Annotated in this window: 17 protein-coding genes and 2 pseudogenes; 9 read left to right on the top strand and 10 right to left on the bottom strand. The window is 63.7% G+C overall.

Features of this window, described 5'->3' with window-relative positions; all coding sequences use genetic code 11:
* Positions 1 to 82: 82 nt before the first annotated feature.
* Positions 83 to 841 carry a hypothetical protein gene (locus tag V5B44_RS10510; RefSeq protein ID WP_332358981.1) on the bottom strand — a complete coding sequence of 253 codons (759 nt, stop codon included), beginning with the start codon at positions 839 to 841 and terminating at the stop codon, positions 83 to 85.
* A 245-nt stretch (positions 842 to 1,086) separates the two neighbouring features.
* Here V5B44_RS10510 and V5B44_RS10505 point away from each other — a divergent pair, with 245 nt between their 5' ends.
* From V5B44_RS10505 to V5B44_RS10475, 6 genes and pseudogenes are all read left to right on the top strand, one after another.
* Entirely contained in the window at positions 1,087 to 1,269 is a 183-nt protein-coding gene (locus V5B44_RS10505) for a hypothetical protein (RefSeq protein WP_332358980.1), read from the top strand.
* A 33-nt stretch (positions 1,270 to 1,302) separates the two neighbouring features.
* Positions 1,303 to 1,902 (top strand): type IV toxin-antitoxin system AbiEi family antitoxin domain-containing protein, encoded by a 600-nt coding sequence (locus V5B44_RS10500; RefSeq protein ID WP_332359115.1) that lies wholly within the window; start codon positions 1,303 to 1,305, stop codon positions 1,900 to 1,902.
* Entirely contained in the window at positions 1,899 to 2,819 is a 921-nt protein-coding gene (locus V5B44_RS10495; RefSeq protein ID WP_332358979.1) for a nucleotidyl transferase AbiEii/AbiGii toxin family protein, read from the top strand. The genes V5B44_RS10500 and V5B44_RS10495 overlap by 4 nt, the downstream gene beginning before the upstream one ends.
* Positions 2,820 to 2,988: 169 nt before the next feature.
* Positions 2,989 to 3,452, top strand: a pseudogene (gene cas1 / locus V5B44_RS26635) (CRISPR-associated endonuclease Cas1); the annotation flags it as partial.
* A gap of 29 nt (positions 3,453 to 3,481) precedes the next feature.
* Complete coding sequence (locus V5B44_RS10480) at positions 3,482 to 3,703, top strand: hypothetical protein (RefSeq protein WP_332359123.1); 222 nt, start codon at positions 3,482 to 3,484, stop codon at positions 3,701 to 3,703.
* Positions 3,693 to 3,998, top strand: coding sequence for a CRISPR-associated endonuclease Cas2 (locus tag V5B44_RS10475; RefSeq protein ID WP_332359114.1), 306 nt, complete (start codon positions 3,693 to 3,695; stop codon positions 3,996 to 3,998). The genes V5B44_RS10480 and V5B44_RS10475 overlap by 11 nt, the downstream gene beginning before the upstream one ends.
* 165 nt (positions 3,999 to 4,163) lie before the next feature.
* Here the strand turns inward: V5B44_RS10475 and V5B44_RS10470 are convergent, their stop codons facing one another.
* The 7 genes and pseudogenes from V5B44_RS10470 to yaaA all read right to left on the bottom strand — a co-directional run bounded on the left by V5B44_RS10470 (position 4,164) and on the right by yaaA (position 8,969).
* Positions 4,164 to 4,361 (bottom strand): PIN domain-containing protein, encoded by a 198-nt coding sequence (locus tag V5B44_RS10470; protein WP_332358978.1) that lies wholly within the window; start codon positions 4,359 to 4,361, stop codon positions 4,164 to 4,166.
* Positions 4,336 to 4,593, bottom strand: coding sequence for a hypothetical protein (locus V5B44_RS10465; protein ID WP_332358977.1), 258 nt, complete (start codon positions 4,591 to 4,593; stop codon positions 4,336 to 4,338). The genes V5B44_RS10470 and V5B44_RS10465 overlap by 26 nt, the downstream gene beginning before the upstream one ends.
* Before the next feature lie 286 nt (positions 4,594 to 4,879).
* Positions 4,880 to 5,107 (bottom strand): hypothetical protein, encoded by a 228-nt coding sequence (locus V5B44_RS10460; protein ID WP_332358976.1) that lies wholly within the window; start codon positions 5,105 to 5,107, stop codon positions 4,880 to 4,882.
* A gap of 125 nt (positions 5,108 to 5,232) precedes the next feature.
* Positions 5,233 to 5,472: pseudogene (locus V5B44_RS10455) on the bottom strand (phosphoenolpyruvate carboxylase); the annotation flags it as partial.
* A gap of 89 nt (positions 5,473 to 5,561) precedes the next feature.
* Positions 5,562 to 5,882: a DNA-binding protein gene (locus V5B44_RS10450; protein WP_299018458.1), complete on the bottom strand. Its 321-nt coding sequence runs from the start codon at positions 5,880 to 5,882 to the stop codon at positions 5,562 to 5,564.
* Between the two features lie 97 nt (positions 5,883 to 5,979).
* Entirely contained in the window at positions 5,980 to 7,794 is a 1,815-nt protein-coding gene (locus V5B44_RS10445) for an ATP-dependent nuclease (protein WP_332358974.1), read from the bottom strand.
* 398 nt (positions 7,795 to 8,192) lie between these two features.
* Positions 8,193 to 8,969, bottom strand: coding sequence for a peroxide stress protein YaaA (gene yaaA / locus V5B44_RS10440; RefSeq protein ID WP_332358973.1), 777 nt, complete (start codon positions 8,967 to 8,969; stop codon positions 8,193 to 8,195).
* Positions 8,970 to 9,126: 157 nt separating this feature from the next.
* On the opposite strand from yaaA, the gene V5B44_RS10435 reads away from it, so the two are divergent.
* The 3 genes from V5B44_RS10435 to V5B44_RS10425 all read left to right on the top strand — a co-directional run bounded on the left by V5B44_RS10435 (position 9,127) and on the right by V5B44_RS10425 (position 12,289).
* Positions 9,127 to 11,115: a site-specific recombinase gene (locus V5B44_RS10435; RefSeq protein WP_332358972.1), complete on the top strand. Its 1,989-nt coding sequence runs from the start codon at positions 9,127 to 9,129 to the stop codon at positions 11,113 to 11,115.
* A gap of 210 nt (positions 11,116 to 11,325) precedes the next feature.
* On the top strand, positions 11,326 to 11,766 hold the full coding sequence (locus tag V5B44_RS10430) for a DUF2934 domain-containing protein (RefSeq protein WP_332358971.1): 441 nt from the start codon (positions 11,326 to 11,328) through the stop codon (positions 11,764 to 11,766).
* A 49-nt stretch (positions 11,767 to 11,815) separates the two neighbouring features.
* The gene (locus V5B44_RS10425) at positions 11,816 to 12,289 is read left to right on the top strand and encodes a carbohydrate-binding protein (RefSeq protein ID WP_332344269.1); all 474 of its coding nucleotides are present in this window, start codon (positions 11,816 to 11,818) and stop codon (positions 12,287 to 12,289) included.
* 45 nt (positions 12,290 to 12,334) lie between these two features.
* Here V5B44_RS10425 and V5B44_RS10420 read toward each other — a convergent pair whose 3' ends face one another.
* Positions 12,335 to 12,637: a 2Fe-2S iron-sulfur cluster binding domain-containing protein gene (locus V5B44_RS10420; protein WP_332344268.1), complete on the bottom strand. Its 303-nt coding sequence runs from the start codon at positions 12,635 to 12,637 to the stop codon at positions 12,335 to 12,337.
* Positions 12,634 to 13,818 (bottom strand): P-aminobenzoate N-oxygenase AurF, encoded by a 1,185-nt coding sequence (locus tag V5B44_RS10415; protein ID WP_332358970.1) that lies wholly within the window; start codon positions 13,816 to 13,818, stop codon positions 12,634 to 12,636. Before V5B44_RS10415 ends, V5B44_RS10420 begins: the two co-directional genes overlap by 4 nt.
* Positions 13,819 to 13,822 lie beyond the last annotated feature (4 nt).

Here is a 13,822-nt window from a genome sequence, read left to right as displayed (position 1 = left end):
TCCTTTTCGAACGATTTACGGTACTACGATAACTGCATCGATAACGATTCCGCAACCCCCGGCATAACGATGCCCTACGTCCTCACCCCCCCGAAACCACCGCTTCCGGAATCGTGTAGTGCTCGTAGTCATTGACCTCGACCGACCAGTCGTAGCCCTGCTTCACCGCCTTGATCTTCTCGCCCGGATTCGTGGTGACCTTGTCGCCCATGAAGGTCAGCACGCGCTCGAGGCCGCCCGGCGGAGTGATGTGCACCTCGGCATTGCCCGGCTTGCCGCGGATGACGCCGAACTGGCACTCGATGGGCTTGTCGTTGCCCATGCGGCACGGCAGCGGGCCGGTGGCGTGGTATTGGGTGCCCTTGACCTTGGCGTCGCTGGCCGGGGCCTTGCCGAAATCTGCTGCATTGTGGCCAGGCGCGCCGGTGATGCCGACCGTCAGCGTGTAGTTCGCCACCTCGTTGCGGCGAGCCGCGCTGCGCATCAGATAGACGCGCACCTTGTATTCGCCGTCGGACGGCAGGACGCCCGTCCATTCGTTACCCTCGTTCTGGCCGATGAAAATCGCCACGTCGCTGCTGCCGGGCGGCAGCACGTTGAAATAGTTGGCGCCATGCTTCGTCGCCAGCTTGACGCTCATGGTCTGGCCAGCCCGGGCGCGCAGGGTGTAGTCGATGGTCTGGTCACCCTTGATCGTGCCCTTGATCGTTGCGGAAGAATGGCCCTTGGCGAACTGAACGGCGCGGGTCTCGATACCGTCCGCGTGGACAAGGGGAGAGGTCAACAGCAACAGGGAAGCCAGTGCGGCCCAGAGCGTACGAAAGGGTTTCATGTCGTTCATTGAATGAATTGCCGGGAAGCCGACAGCCGGCTTCCCGGAACAGGGATTACTGCCCAACCATCGGGCACAAGGGCGTCATCCGCCGACGGATCAGTCTTCCTTGACCTTGAGGATGAAATACTGGTCGATAGATGAAATGCAGGTGTTCCGGAGAGTCCATCTTCCCCCCATGCACAAAATGAAGCCGGTTACCGCCCGGCGACACAGAGTATCGCTCATTTTTCGGCAGCGTGAATCCTGAAGTCATGTCAAACACCACGATGGTGCGGGAGATCCTGATGGACGCGCCCGGGCAAGTCGACCGGAATAGCGAGCGTGGCGTGGTCGGCCGGAATGGCCTCATGTTTCGCTCCGACAGCTGCGATAGGATCGAAGTCGGTTTGGGTGCGCCGCACCACGACCTGTTCCATGTCATCGGCAATTATTGACATTTACCGATGTTATGGCCCACCATGCCCGACATGAACAACGTTGCCGAGAAGCTGATCGACTTGGTGCGATCCCAAGGGCTGGTCCGCCCGTGTGATCTGGCACCTCTGGGAATCTCCCGGGTTTCCCTGACACGTGCCGTTCGCCGTGGGCAACTGGAGCGCGTTGGACGGGGTCTCTACGGGCTGCCCGGGCGAGAGGTTTCCGCCCACGGGGCGCTGGCAGAAGTGGCGCGCCGGGTGCCCAAAGGAATCGTCTGCCTGCTCTCGGCACTTCGTTTTCATGGCCTGACCACCCAGGCGCCGTTTGCAGTGTGGCTGGCCATCGAGAACAAGTCCATCGCGCCGAAGCTCGATTACCCGCCGCTACGCATCGTCCGCTTTTCGGGTGCGGCACTCACCGAGGGTGTCGAGGAACATGCCGTGGACAGGGTGACCGTCCGCGTCACCTGCGTCGCGAAGACCGTCGCCGACTGCTTTAAATACCGCAACAAGATCGGCCTTGACGTTGCCCTGGAAGCGCTACGTGAGGCATGGCACGAGAAACGCGTAACCAGTGACGACATCTGGCGCTACGCCAAGGTTTGCCGGGTAGCCAACGTGATGCGTCCCTACCTGGAAAGCCTGGGATGACGGTCCGGAATATTGGAGCCTCCATCCGGGATCGACTGCTCAACAAGGCCCGCGCCGATAGGCTGGACTACAATCTGTTGCTGACCCGCTATGCGCTGGAGCGCCTGCTCTACCGCTTGAGCATCTCGGATCAGCACGACCAGTTTCTGCTCAAGGGCGCGTTGCTGTTCGACCTGTGGTTCGACGTGCCGCATCGGCCCACCCACGATGCCGATTTCCTTGGGTTCGGATCAGCCGAGATTCCTCATCTGGCAAAGGTCTTCCAGGACATCTGCCGCATTGAGGTTGAGGACGGCATCGTGTTTCAGCCTGATTCCGTGGCGGCCGTCGAGATCCGCAAGGAGGCGCACTATGCTGGCTTTCGGGTGACGCTCATGGGGCTGCTGGACAGTGCCCGTTGCCCAGTGCAGGTCGACATCGGATTCGGAGATGCCGTCGTACCAGGCCCGGAGGACGTGCACTACCCCGTCCTCCTTGGCGAGATGCCCGAGCCGAAACTCCGCGCCTATCCCCGCTACACGGTCATTGCGGAGAAGTTGGAGGCGCTGACGTCGCTCGGCATGCTGAACAGCCGGATGAAGGATTTCTTCGACCTCTGGGTGCTGGCAAAGCATTCGGACTTCGACGGCTCGGTGTTGTCGCGGGCCGTCGCGGCCACGTTCGAGCGTCGGCGCACCGCAATTCCCATGGGTGTGCCGATCGGGTTGAGTGACGAGTTCATCAACGACGCTCAGAAGGAAAAACAATGGCAGGCATTCCTGCGCAAAAACGCCATCGCTCTGATCCCGCTGGCGGCAGTGATCGCCGATCTGCGAAATTTTCTATTGCCGGTGCTGGGGTCGGTCGCAGCGAGGGACAGTTACGCCATGACATGGCGGGCAGGGAACGGATGGCGGCTTCATGACGCGATCCTTTAAGGCGATTGCCAGAGATGGAGATACCGACAAACGACAGCCGTCATCCCCGCGAAAGCGGGGATCCACCGTTTGGGCCCAATGTCGGACAGAGGCTGGACTGGATTCCCGCTTGCGCGGGAATGACGGAACCCCGGACGCGATGGGATCGCAATTGCTGGAATTCGCCTAATTGGCCGAACGGGGTGGCGCAAGAAGTTCCGGGATTTCAATCACTCTTTCAACCCACTCACCAACTTTTTTTGACAAGGACACCGGTTCCGTTTCCAAGCGACTGGCGACCAGCATCGCGGCGGTTGATCAACAGAGCTCGACCGCCTCGCTGCGCGGGCTGGAAGGTGCCGGTGCGGCAGCCTACTTCGAGGGCTTCGCCGACCTGCTGCCCGACCGGCTCAAATTCAGTGGCCGCAACCGCCGGCCGCCGCGGGATCCGGTTAACGCGATGCTCTCGCTCGGCTATACGCTGCTGCACGCCGAGGCGGCGCTGGCGCTGTACGGCGCCGGCTCGATCCCTTTATCGGCTTCTATCATGGGCTCGACTTCGGCCGCGAGTCGCTGGCCTGCGAGCTCGTCGAGCCGCTGCGGGTCGAGGTCGACCAGCACGCGCGGATGCTCTTTCGCTCGGAGAAACTGCGCCCGGAAGATTTCTCGACCACCGAGAGCGGTTGCCTGCTCGGCAAGGCGGGACGGCGCGCTTCTATGCCGAGTGGGAACCGCTCGCCGCCCGCCTGCGCAAGCTGCTGGCGGAGAGCGTTGCCGACGTTACCGAGGCGATCGTCGAGGCGGGGGCGGTCGATGCGCCCCGCTCGCGAGCGATCAATGACGAAGCCGTCCATGCAGGCGCCGACACGGATGAACTCGCCGCGGCAGCTGACGATGGCTTCTGAACGGGCGGCGATGGCTTTCGTGATCGGCTACGATATCAGCGAGCCGCGCCGGCTGCTGCGCGTCCATCGCGAGATGTGCAAGCATGCCACGCCGCTCGAGTACAGCATTTTCCTGCTGGTCGGCAGTGACGCCGCAAAGGATCGCTGCCTGGAGGAGATCGCCGAACTGATCAAGCCGCTCGAGGACGACGTGCGCTGCTACCCGCTGCCAGCCCGCGGCTTCCAGGGCCGCATCGGTGTTGCCAGCCTGCCGGCGGGGATTGTATGGACGGGGCTGCCGGCGGCGATCGCGTAGGCAGCATCGGCACGGTCAGGTCTTCCTTTTTGCCTGTGGGCGGAGTCTGGTGTTCGACAGGCGAAGTCTTGCGTGTCTCTGGCGGCAAAGCCGGAAGAGGTTGGTTGGCGTGCTACGCCATCGGGGTCTTGAATCTTGCGCCGCCTCCCAGCGCTGCATTGCCGTTCAGGGCGCGAACGCCTCGATGTCGAGCCCCGGCATGGCGCCGAAGTGCTTGAGGTTGGCGGTGATGAGTGTGGCCTTGAGCTCGAGCGCGGTAGCGCCGATGAGCGCATCGGCCAGCCGCACGCCGTGCGAGAGAGCCAACTCGTCGATCAACTCGGCGCGAGTTCGGTCATCAGCCCTCGCGCTGCGACCCGTCATCGTTGAACCTCGAGGCGCGCAGCTTGCCCATGTAACCCGCCACGTCCGCCATGTCCTCGCGGTCGCGCCACATGCCGAACAGCGGGTCGTCGGCGAAGTCCTTGGGTACCTGGTCCTGCGCCTCTTCCTCTATGCGTACTGTCACGAGGGCATTACCCGCCTTGGCGAGCTGGGCTCGCCACTTCTCCGGTAGCTCGGCTACCGGCACGTGTTCGAAGACCACTGCGTTCACCACGCTTCCTCAAGGAAGGACGGGAAATCCGACGCCACCAGCCAGAGTGTATGTTCGCCATCACTGGTGGTCAGTCGTGAATTTTGAGCCCGGCGAATCGCTGATGACCACCGGCACGAGTTGCCCCACAACAGGCTATGGCAGAACGTCTTGCTTGGGCATGGCGCTCTGCGCATCGGCACGTCCAACCTGAAGTACTCGTCCGAGGCGCGACCCATGGTAGCCGGTTCATCCCCGCGCGAGCGGGGGAACTTGAGCAGCGCCGAGGCATCGACCACCACCGTTTTCAACCGTGTGCATCCCGATCTTCGCGCACCCAGTCTTCGCTGCGTCCAGGACTCGGCGGCAAGGAGTGGCGCATGGCCTGCATGGCTGCCCACGCCTCCCGCTGCTGCCGCCTGACCAGTTCCACCGCAAGCACGTCGTTGATGAAGCGGCTACGTTCGCCACCGGGAATGGCCTGGAAGCGCTGCCAAACGTCGTCATCCAGGACGATACTGACTCGATGAGCCATAACGCACACTCGTTGATGTGTAAGGTTGTTACACACCTATTCTAGCGATACTCAAGGACACGGTACCAGCAACAGGCCGCAGCAGAACGATCTGGCGGGGCTGATGCCGTTCTTGAGAAGGCCAAAAGCAAGAGGCGACACTGGGCCCAGGAAAACACCCTGGGGATAGCGCGCAGGTTTTCGATGGCGGTGGTCTTCTTGCGCGAGGCGGGACGACTGCCAATGATCACCTCCTGCATGGCGCCGCGCGACGCGACGCGAGCAGGCGCTTGTACAGGAGCGTCGAGCAGACGCCCGAGTAGCCGGATGTCGTGCCGCAGTGCTTCGTCATGGTCCTCGCGGAGGATATTCTTGAGGGTGTTCATGAGGCAGTTTTATTTGGCTTCCGCGGAACCACCTTTGCCGATGGATTGGGTGGCGCAGCGGGAGGTCGTGGCAGGGTTTGATGCCTGAATCAGGCCATCACCACCTGCGTGCGCACCTCGACCTTGAGCGCGCGCTTGATTGCCGCAAAAACTGCCGAGATGTTACTCATGGTCGGATTGCCCGACTGTGACAGCATCCGGTGCAGGCTCTTGGCTGGCTTGTGAATTTCCTCGGCCAGCGCCTCGAAACCCACGGTGGCATTGACGAGGTCGCGCAGGATCAGCTTGGCCGACTCCGGCTCGCCGTTGACGAACAGGGTGATGGCCTCGTCCAGCAGGGCCTGCGCAAAGGCCGGATCATTCTGTACGCGCGCAGCGACGGTTTCTTTGAAATCACGGGTCAGTGCCATGCTTGCTTTCCTTTCTGTGTTGACGCCTTGCGGCGCTTGTACGCTTGTACTCTTCCCAAAGCGCCACCGCGTGATCGATGTCCTGCTGCACCATGTCCTACTCAGTCCCCGCAGTCTGCTCGCCGCGAACTCTTGCTACCTGAAATACCTCCTCCAGCAGATCCAGCTTGGCGCGCACCTCTGCCTCTGCCGCAGGCGTTAGGGTGGCAAGCGCTACCAGGCCGTGCAACTCCCCCTTCTTCAGCAGCATCGCCCCACCATGCTTCTTGGCCAGGCGGCGGAAGAATTCCTCGGCCAGTGTGCTGAGCTTGCGACGTTCCGTCTTGGCCTCCCAAACCAGGCGGCGTGCCTCGGCCGGCGATTCCTGCCACAGCTTGAAGTCGTCCTTGTCGCCATCGAACACCAACTCCACCACCACCTCAGAGAGCGACGCCTCGGAGGCCTCCCGCTGCTCCGCCATGAACAGGTCGTCGGCCGGGAAACGGCTCAGGGCATATTGGCGCAGCACTTCGGGGGTGACGAAATAGTTCTCTGCCTCGTAACGTCGCCAGTAACGAATCGTCAGCGCCCCCTCGTCCTTGTCCTGGCGGTTTTGACCATCGTTGTCCAAGATTGCCAGGCCCCGCAACTCGGGCAGCAGATTACGCAGGCCGTTGAAATGCTCCCGCGGCGTCACGCCGAAGCCACCTTCCACCCGCTCGAGCTCGGCCCGGGCATCCTGCAAGGGGTAATTGTTCTGGACATAGAAAGAATTGACCCGCTCGTCCCACACTTTCACCACCGGATGATCCAGGCGCTCCGCCAAGGCCCGCAGCATATCCACGTCGGTGCCGCCCTCCACATAAAGCACGTACCCCCGCTCCCGCGCCTTCACGTAGTGTTCTGCGCCGAAGTGCTTGAGGCTGTTGCGGATGTCCTGCTTCTTCGCCAGGTCGTCGGCCTGGCCTTCCAGCAGCAGGGTCAAGTTGGTGTCGAGTGCTTCGTCCAGGATCACCTCCGAATGAGTCACCAATATCACTTGCGAGCCGTTCTCGCCGGCGATGTCCCGCAGCAGCACGTACACCTGCTTCTGGCGAAGGATCTCAAGGTGGGCATCGGGCTCGTCCACCAGGAGCACGCTACCCTTGTGCGCATACAGATAGGCGAAGACCAGTAACATCTGCAGCAAGCCCCACCCCGCCGACGACACGTCTAGTGCCTCCTTCACCCACGGCTGCCGGTACTGGAGGGCAATACTGCCGCGCGCCGTCTCCACGGGGACCTCCAGCGACACGTTGAAGAGACGCTGCATCAACTCTACGATGCGCGCCCAGTCCTCTACCGACGACTTCGCCACCCCCAGGCACAGGTTGCGCAGCACGTCCGCAGTGCGCCCCTCGCCCAGTAGCACATCTACCCGGCCGGGCTGCAGGATGGGCTCTTCGGTGTCCAGGCCCGACATCGGGTAGAGCAGTTCCACTTTCAGCGTGGCCGCGTGGGCGATCAACTCCATCTCCGCGATCACATCAGCGGAGGGCGTGCAATACACCAGCTCGTCGCCCAAGTTGCGGAAGCGCATTGGCAATGGCCGCACCTTCCCCTTGAACTCCACGCCGACGGTGATGACCAGCGGAATGTCTTTGTTGCCCTTGCGCACGTGAGTGTTGTGCCAGAAGAAGCGGGTGCGCTTCACCGGCACGGCAAAAATGTTGAGGCGGTTCAACGAGGTGGCGGTTCGCTCCTTGGCGGAGGAATCCTTGCGCGCGTCGTACCAAGTACGCACCGCCTGGGACCACAGGGCCAGGGCCTGGATGGCGCTGGTCTTGCCACAGTTGTTGGGGCCGATCAGCACGGCCGGGTGATCCAGCTCGATGCGCTGTCGCTCGCCGAAGCGCTTGAAGTTCTCGATCTCAAGGTAATGCAGCAGGCGCATTATCAGGTCCGCCGTTCCATTTCGTGTTGAGCTGCCGGCACTAGCAGCGGCGTGACACGGACGCGGCCGGTAAAGCGGTCGTCCATGCGGCCGGATTTCCTTGCCTTAGGCGAATTCCATGGATTGCCATCCCAAACCGTCCAGGAGTTCCGTCATTCCCGCGCAAGCGGGAATCCAGTCCAGGCTCTGTCCTACATCGGGCCGAACGGTGGATCCCCGCTTTCGCGGGGATGACGGCTGTCGTTTATCGGTACCTCTATCTCTGGAAATCGCCTTAAGCTTCTCCAATTCGGGAATTTCCGAAGCAATTCGTTGTTCCACTGCGTTTCTGCGCTGCAATATGGGTGCGCGATGCCCGACCTGGGGGCTGCAAAAATAGCGGTGCTGCGCCAGCTTCCTCAAGCGGCCAGCCGGCGCCGGAAGACCCAGGCGCGGTCGCTCGAGGCCTGGTCGGCGTAGGCGTAGCCGTCGACCGCAAAGTCCTTCAGGCCGGCGGCGTCGGTCAGGCGATTGACGATCGCGTAACGTGCCATCAGGCCGCGCGCGCGCTTGGCGTAGAAGCTGATGACCCGGAACCTGCCGCCGCTCCAGTCCTCGAAGACCGGTTGCAGCACCGGCACCGGGAGTTTCTTCGGCTGCAGCGACTTGAAGTACTCCTCCGAGGCCAGATTGACCAGCACCTTGGCATTGGCCTCCGCGATCGACGAACGGATCGCATCGGTGATGCGCTCGCCCCAGAAGGCGTAGAGATCCCTGCCGCGGGCGTTGGCCAGCCGCGTGCCCATCTCCAGGCGATAGGGCTGCATCAGGTCGAGCGGCCGCAGCAGGCCGTAGAGGCCGGAGAGAATGCGCAGATGCGTCTGCGCGAAACGCAGATCAGCGGGCGACAGCGAGGGCGCGTCGAGGCCGTCGTAGACGTCGCCGTTGAACGCCAGGGCCGCCTGCTTGGCGTTCTCCGGCGTGAACGGTGGTGCCCACTCGGCATAGCGGGTGCTGTTGAGCACTGCCAGTTGATCGCTGATCTTCATCAGACTGGCAAGCTCCGACGGCGAGAGCGGGCGCAGCTCGTCGATCAGCAATTGCGACTGGTCGAGAAAGCGCGGCTGGCTATGCTCGGCGAGCGTCGGCGGCGTCAGGAAATCGAGCTTCTTGGCGGGGGAGAGGACGATGAGCATCTGCTTGTTCCAGTCGGGAGGGAATTTCCAGCGCGATAGTTTGCTAAGATTCCGCGATTGTAAACGACGGCGCTCATCCGGCATGGCGTCTCGCCCGACTTCGCCGAGGCCTCGCAGCCGCTTGCGCGGCACCCCTACCGATAAATACCCCAGCCCGATGAAACAACTTCTTGGCCTCTTTGCCGATCCGGACGCCGATCTGACCTCCTTGCTCGCGCGGCTGGTCGACGAAATCCGGCCCGCCGACCCGCACGACTTCGCAGGCGCGCGACGGAATCTGCAGGCACTCTGCTACCTCCTGGGCAGCCACCCCGAGCGACGTTCCGCCCTGCGCGGGGCGCTGGCCAGGCTGGCGCGAACGCATCGCCATACCGACCTGTACACCCACACCGGCATCCTGCCAAATACCGGCTTCGTCTCCGAAGCCTTCCGCCGCATCGGCCACAAGCTGCTGCCCGAGGTGCTGGACCCGGGTTTGCTGAGCACCGTCCTGCGCGCCACGTTCAACCGGCCGAGTGACCGCCACTGGGTGGTCGGCGTCGGCGAAGACACCTGGCTGCAACTGATTGACGCCCTGCGTTTCGACGAGGCACCGGCCAGCGGCACCCTGCCGCCCTCGCTGACGGAGCTGCTGCGTTCGCTGCGCGTGCTGTCGTACTGGATCGCCACCTGCGGCATGGAGCCGGAACTGCTGCGGCTGGAACCGTCGCTTGAAACCTACGAATCGCCCTTCGTCGCTCAGAACAGGGAGCTGATGTCCTACATCGAGGCCTACCCCGGGAACTGGGGCAAGCCGCTGACGAGCCAAACCGACGACCGCCATCTGCGGGTCCTGTTCAGCCAGTGCCAGGACGTGATCGAGCGGGTACGGAAGAATGCCGCCAGAAACGGTACCAGCATCCGCCTGACCTATCATCTGCAGCGCCTGCGCCAACTGCTGCGGCGCAGCGAGCAGCTGCTCGACATCCTGTCGCCGCTGCAGGCCGACCCCGGCGGCGCAACGGCCGGCCCGCCGATCGTCAGCCTGTTCACCCAGCTGGTCCGCGACGAATGCCTGCGCAACAACCTGGTCAAGCACTGGCGCCAGAATACCGAACTGATCGCCTTGCGGGTGACGGACAACGCCAGCCATCATGGCGACCATTACATTACCGAGAGCGCGCAGGAGTACAGGTCGATGGCGCGCTCGGCGATGATTGGCGGCCTGGTCATCGCCGGCATGGCCTGCCTCAAGATTCTGCTCGCCAAGACCGACATGCCGCCGCTGACCGGCGCGCTCACCTACTGCCTGAACTACGGTCTGGGCTTCTGCCTGATCCATATCCTGCATGGCACCGTCGCCACCAAGCAACCCGCCATGACCGCCAACACCATCGCCGCCAGCATCAGCGAGGCGGGCGGCAAGCTGCGCGACATCGAGGCACTCGCCGACCTGGTCGTGCGCACCTGCCGCAGCCAGATCGTCGCCATTCTCGGCAACGTCTGCATCGCTGTACCGCTCGCGGCGCTGATCGCCCTGGCCATTCTCGGGATAAGCGGCGAATCGTTCACCAGCGCCGAAAAATCGCGCCATCTGCTCGCGGAGCAGAGCCTGGTGCACAGCGGCGCTGTGTTCTACGCCGCCATCGCCGGTGTCTGCCTGTTCATTTCCGGCCTGATCAGCGGCTACTACGACAACTATGCCGCCTACAACCGTATCCCGGAGCGTATCCTTCAGCTCGGCTGGCCGCGGCGACTGTTCGGCGAGGAACGTATGCGGCGGGTGGCGGCATACGTCGGCGACAACCTCGGCGCGCTCGCCGGCAACCTGTGGTTCGGCTTCCTGCTCGGCGGCACGACGCTCTTCGGCCAGCTCGTCGGACTGCCGATCGACATCCGTCATGTGGCTTTCTCGTCGGCTTTTGTCGGCATCGCCTTTGTCGGCCTCGACTTCAACCCGGATCCATGGCTGTTCGCCTGGGCGGTGCTTGGCGTCGCGGTGATCGGCTTCATGAACCTCGCGGTCAGTTTTGCCCTGGCGCTCGATGTCGCCCTGCGCTCGCGGCAGGTTGCCGAGTCGCAATGGAGAATCCTCGCGCGAGCGGTGCTGGCACATCTGCTTCGCCGACCAAGGGATTTTCTCCTGCCGCCGAGGTCGACCGCCTGATGGCCTCGCCGGCCGGCCCGGTGCTCGCGACAACCGTCAGCCGGCAGGCCGGCGCGCCGGATTGTCGGATTCACCTTGACCGCAGTGAGTGATTTTCCTATCCTGCGAGAGTCCCCAGGGAGCGGGCGATCCGCAACTCGATTTACCCACTGCTTATCCACTGCTTATCCACTGACCCAACTCTCACCAGATCAACTGCAAGGAACCATCATGACCGAAGAAAAGAGCACGACCAGGAAAACACCCGCCGCCAAGAAGACGGCAGCCACCGAGACGGCGAGCGCCGATGTGGCCGTGAAAGCGCCAGCGGCAAAGAAGGCCCCTCCGGCGGCTGCCGTGAAGGATACGGCAGTGAAAGCGCCAGCGGCGAAGAAGGCCGCCCCGGCGGCAGCCGAGAAGAAAGCGCCGGCGAAGGAAACCGCGCCGGCAACAGTCGAAGCGGATTCCCCACCGCCGGCAGCCACCGAGTGCGCGACGATGCCCGACACGGCAACGCCGGTCCAGCCAAGCGCTGAGGACCGCTACCGCATGGTTCAGTCGGCGGCATACTTCATCGCCGAGAAGGATGGTTTCCAGCACGGCCGCGACGCGGAGTACTGGGCCCGCGCCGAGCACGAGGTTGCCGTACATCTCGGCGAGGTCTCCGCGTGAGTTCCTCAGCTGCGGCGGCGAAAACCTGGGCCGCTGGCGGGGTGAGCCGATGCGCAAACGACTGATCAGCGACCGCACGCCAGCGGCGGCACCGGCCACTGGCGACTGGCTCAGGCTCGACGAGCTCGCGGAGGCGGAAATCAGCTCCGAGGACGCCGCCTATCCGATCGAGTCGGCACTGTTGCCTGGCAGAGGCGCCGGCTGGCGGGCGGCCGTTCCCGGCCGCCAGACGATCCGGCTGCTCTTCGCGCAGCCGCAGGCGCTGCACCGGATCCGGCTCTGCTTTGTCGAGACCGCGCTGCCGCGTACCCAGGAATACCTGCTGCGCTGGTCGGCCGATGGCGGGCAGTCGTTCCGCGAGATCGTGCGCCAGCAATGGAATTTCAGCCCGCAGGGTGCCAGCTCGCAAACCGAAGAACATCAGCTTGATCTCGCCGGAGTGAACGTCCTCGAGCTGATCATCACGCCCGATATCGCCAGCGAGCAGGCCTTCGCTTCGCTGGCCGAACTGCGCGTCGCCTGAAGCCATTCCCGGCGGTGCGCTGCCCGCTCCTGCCGCCAGGGGTGATCAGGCGCTCTCGATCTTGCGGATGCGTACGTCCGTGGACAGCGTGAGCTGACAGGCCAGCCGCGCGCGCGGGTTGCCGGGTGCGTAAATCTCGAGCGCGTCGCGTTCCGCCGCGTCCGGCGGTTCGAGCGCGTCGCCGGCAATGGCTTCGACCTCGATCAGGCAGGTGCCGCACAGACCGCTGCGGCAGCCGAAGAGCAACGGCGAATTGAGCACCGTCAGGTGCAGCGGCAGGCTCGCCAGATCCGGCAGCTCAACCGGCGCAAAGGCAGTTCCCGGGAACTCAATGCGGTGCGCGCTCATGCCGGACGGAAACGGGCGAGCTGCCGGCGGTTGTCGGCGAGGTAACGGCCGACGGCGTTCCGGCGCATGGTGCGCATCTCCCGGTTGCCCGCTGTCAGCCAGGCGACCGGTTCGACGAAGGCACGATACGACTCGGTAGCCACCCGGTGGGTGTCCACCGCGGCGACAAGGCCCTCGGACTCGCGCGTGAAGCAGGCCGCCATCATGGCGCGCGCTTCGTGGTCGTCCATGGCGAAGACGGGTGAGCGGAAGATCTTGTAGATCACCGGGAAGATCGCCGGGTCGTACCAGAAGATGCCGTTCACGACGACCGAGAAGTGGAAGTGGTCACGCTGACAACCGGCAACGCCGCGGTTCACCACCCAGCGCTCGAAACCGGTCGGCGCCTCGAGCGCCCGCGGCACTTCGAGGCCGACGACGCGCGAGGTGTTGAAGTGGAACGACTCGTCCATGAAGTGCCAGTAGCTGATCGCCGACGGCAGCGGCGCGTTCTCGCGATCCGGATGCTGCAGGTAATAGGTCGACAACCGGTGCTGCACGAGCTTGCCGTTGAGCGTGCGCAGGCCTCGCACCAGCAGGTACTGGCTGCCGAGGAAGGCGTTCGACGACGACAGCAGGGTGAAGGCCTGGATCTGCAGGCGCCGCCAGAAGTCCTTCGCGGCATGGGTGTCGGCAAACACCATCGTGTGATCGTAGAGGCTGCGCATCGGGTAGGTGAACAGGCGTTCGCCGAAAAGCGTGTGTTCGACGGTTTCACCAACGGTCTTGAAGGCGTTGATGTGCGCGCGCTCCTGCTTCGTCTCGAGGTCCAGGTTGTCGCAGACCAGGCGGAAATCCTCCAGCGTGTACAGCCCGGCCGCCGACACCTGGTTGAGGAAAATCGTCGCGATCTCTGCCGAAACGATCTGCGCGTAGTAGGCCACCCAGTACAGCTGGTTGAGCACGATGCGCTGTGCCGCCGAGGCCTGATCCCAGACCGGCGTCCCCCACAGCAGGGAGAAGTTCTCCGGGTTCCAGTACTCGTGACGGCAATCCTCGTAGCAGAACCGTCGGGCCGCGTCGTCGATCAGCGCCGTGTGGTCCTGTTCGGCGTTGCGGCGCAGGTTGAACTCGAGCTTGCGGACGGTCGATTGGTCGTCGAGCAGGGATTTGCTCTGGCGTTGGGCAAGGCCGGTGTGCATGACG

The sequence above is a fragment of the Candidatus Accumulibacter necessarius genome (assembly GCF_036625085.1).
Note: the sequence above shows the minus strand (reverse complement) of the source record. Positions and strands in the feature narration are given on the sequence as shown.

Excerpts from the sequence above, each read along its gene's own strand:
- V5B44_RS10510 (WP_332358981.1), bottom strand. The coding sequence starts at position 841 with ATGAACGACATGAAACCCTTTCGTACGCTCTGGGCCGCACTGGCTTCC.
- V5B44_RS10505 (WP_332358980.1), top strand. The coding sequence starts at position 1,087 with ATGTCAAACACCACGATGGTGCGGGAGATCCTGATGGACGCGCCCGGG.
- V5B44_RS10500 (WP_332359115.1), top strand. The coding sequence starts at position 1,303 with ATGAACAACGTTGCCGAGAAGCTGATCGACTTGGTGCGATCCCAAGGG.
- V5B44_RS10495 (WP_332358979.1), top strand. The coding sequence starts at position 1,899 with ATGACGGTCCGGAATATTGGAGCCTCCATCCGGGATCGACTGCTCAAC.
- V5B44_RS10475 (WP_332359114.1), top strand. The coding sequence starts at position 3,693 with ATGGCTTCTGAACGGGCGGCGATGGCTTTCGTGATCGGCTACGATATC.
- V5B44_RS10470 (WP_332358978.1), bottom strand. The coding sequence starts at position 4,361 with ATGACGGGTCGCAGCGCGAGGGCTGATGACCGAACTCGCGCCGAGTTG.
- V5B44_RS10460 (WP_332358976.1), bottom strand. The coding sequence starts at position 5,107 with ATGGCTCATCGAGTCAGTATCGTCCTGGATGACGACGTTTGGCAGCGC.
- V5B44_RS10450 (WP_299018458.1), bottom strand. The coding sequence starts at position 5,882 with ATGGCACTGACCCGTGATTTCAAAGAAACCGTCGCTGCGCGCGTACAG.
- V5B44_RS10445 (WP_332358974.1), bottom strand. The coding sequence starts at position 7,794 with ATGCGCCTGCTGCATTACCTTGAGATCGAGAACTTCAAGCGCTTCGGC.
- yaaA (WP_332358973.1), bottom strand. The coding sequence starts at position 8,969 with ATGCTCATCGTCCTCTCCCCCGCCAAGAAGCTCGATTTCCTGACGCCG.
- V5B44_RS10435 (WP_332358972.1), top strand. The coding sequence starts at position 9,127 with ATGAAACAACTTCTTGGCCTCTTTGCCGATCCGGACGCCGATCTGACC.
- V5B44_RS10430 (WP_332358971.1), top strand. The coding sequence starts at position 11,326 with ATGACCGAAGAAAAGAGCACGACCAGGAAAACACCCGCCGCCAAGAAG.
- V5B44_RS10425 (WP_332344269.1), top strand. The coding sequence starts at position 11,816 with ATGCGCAAACGACTGATCAGCGACCGCACGCCAGCGGCGGCACCGGCC.
- V5B44_RS10420 (WP_332344268.1), bottom strand. The coding sequence starts at position 12,637 with ATGAGCGCGCACCGCATTGAGTTCCCGGGAACTGCCTTTGCGCCGGTT.
- V5B44_RS10415 (WP_332358970.1), bottom strand. The coding sequence starts at position 13,818 with ATGCACACCGGCCTTGCCCAACGCCAGAGCAAATCCCTGCTCGACGAC.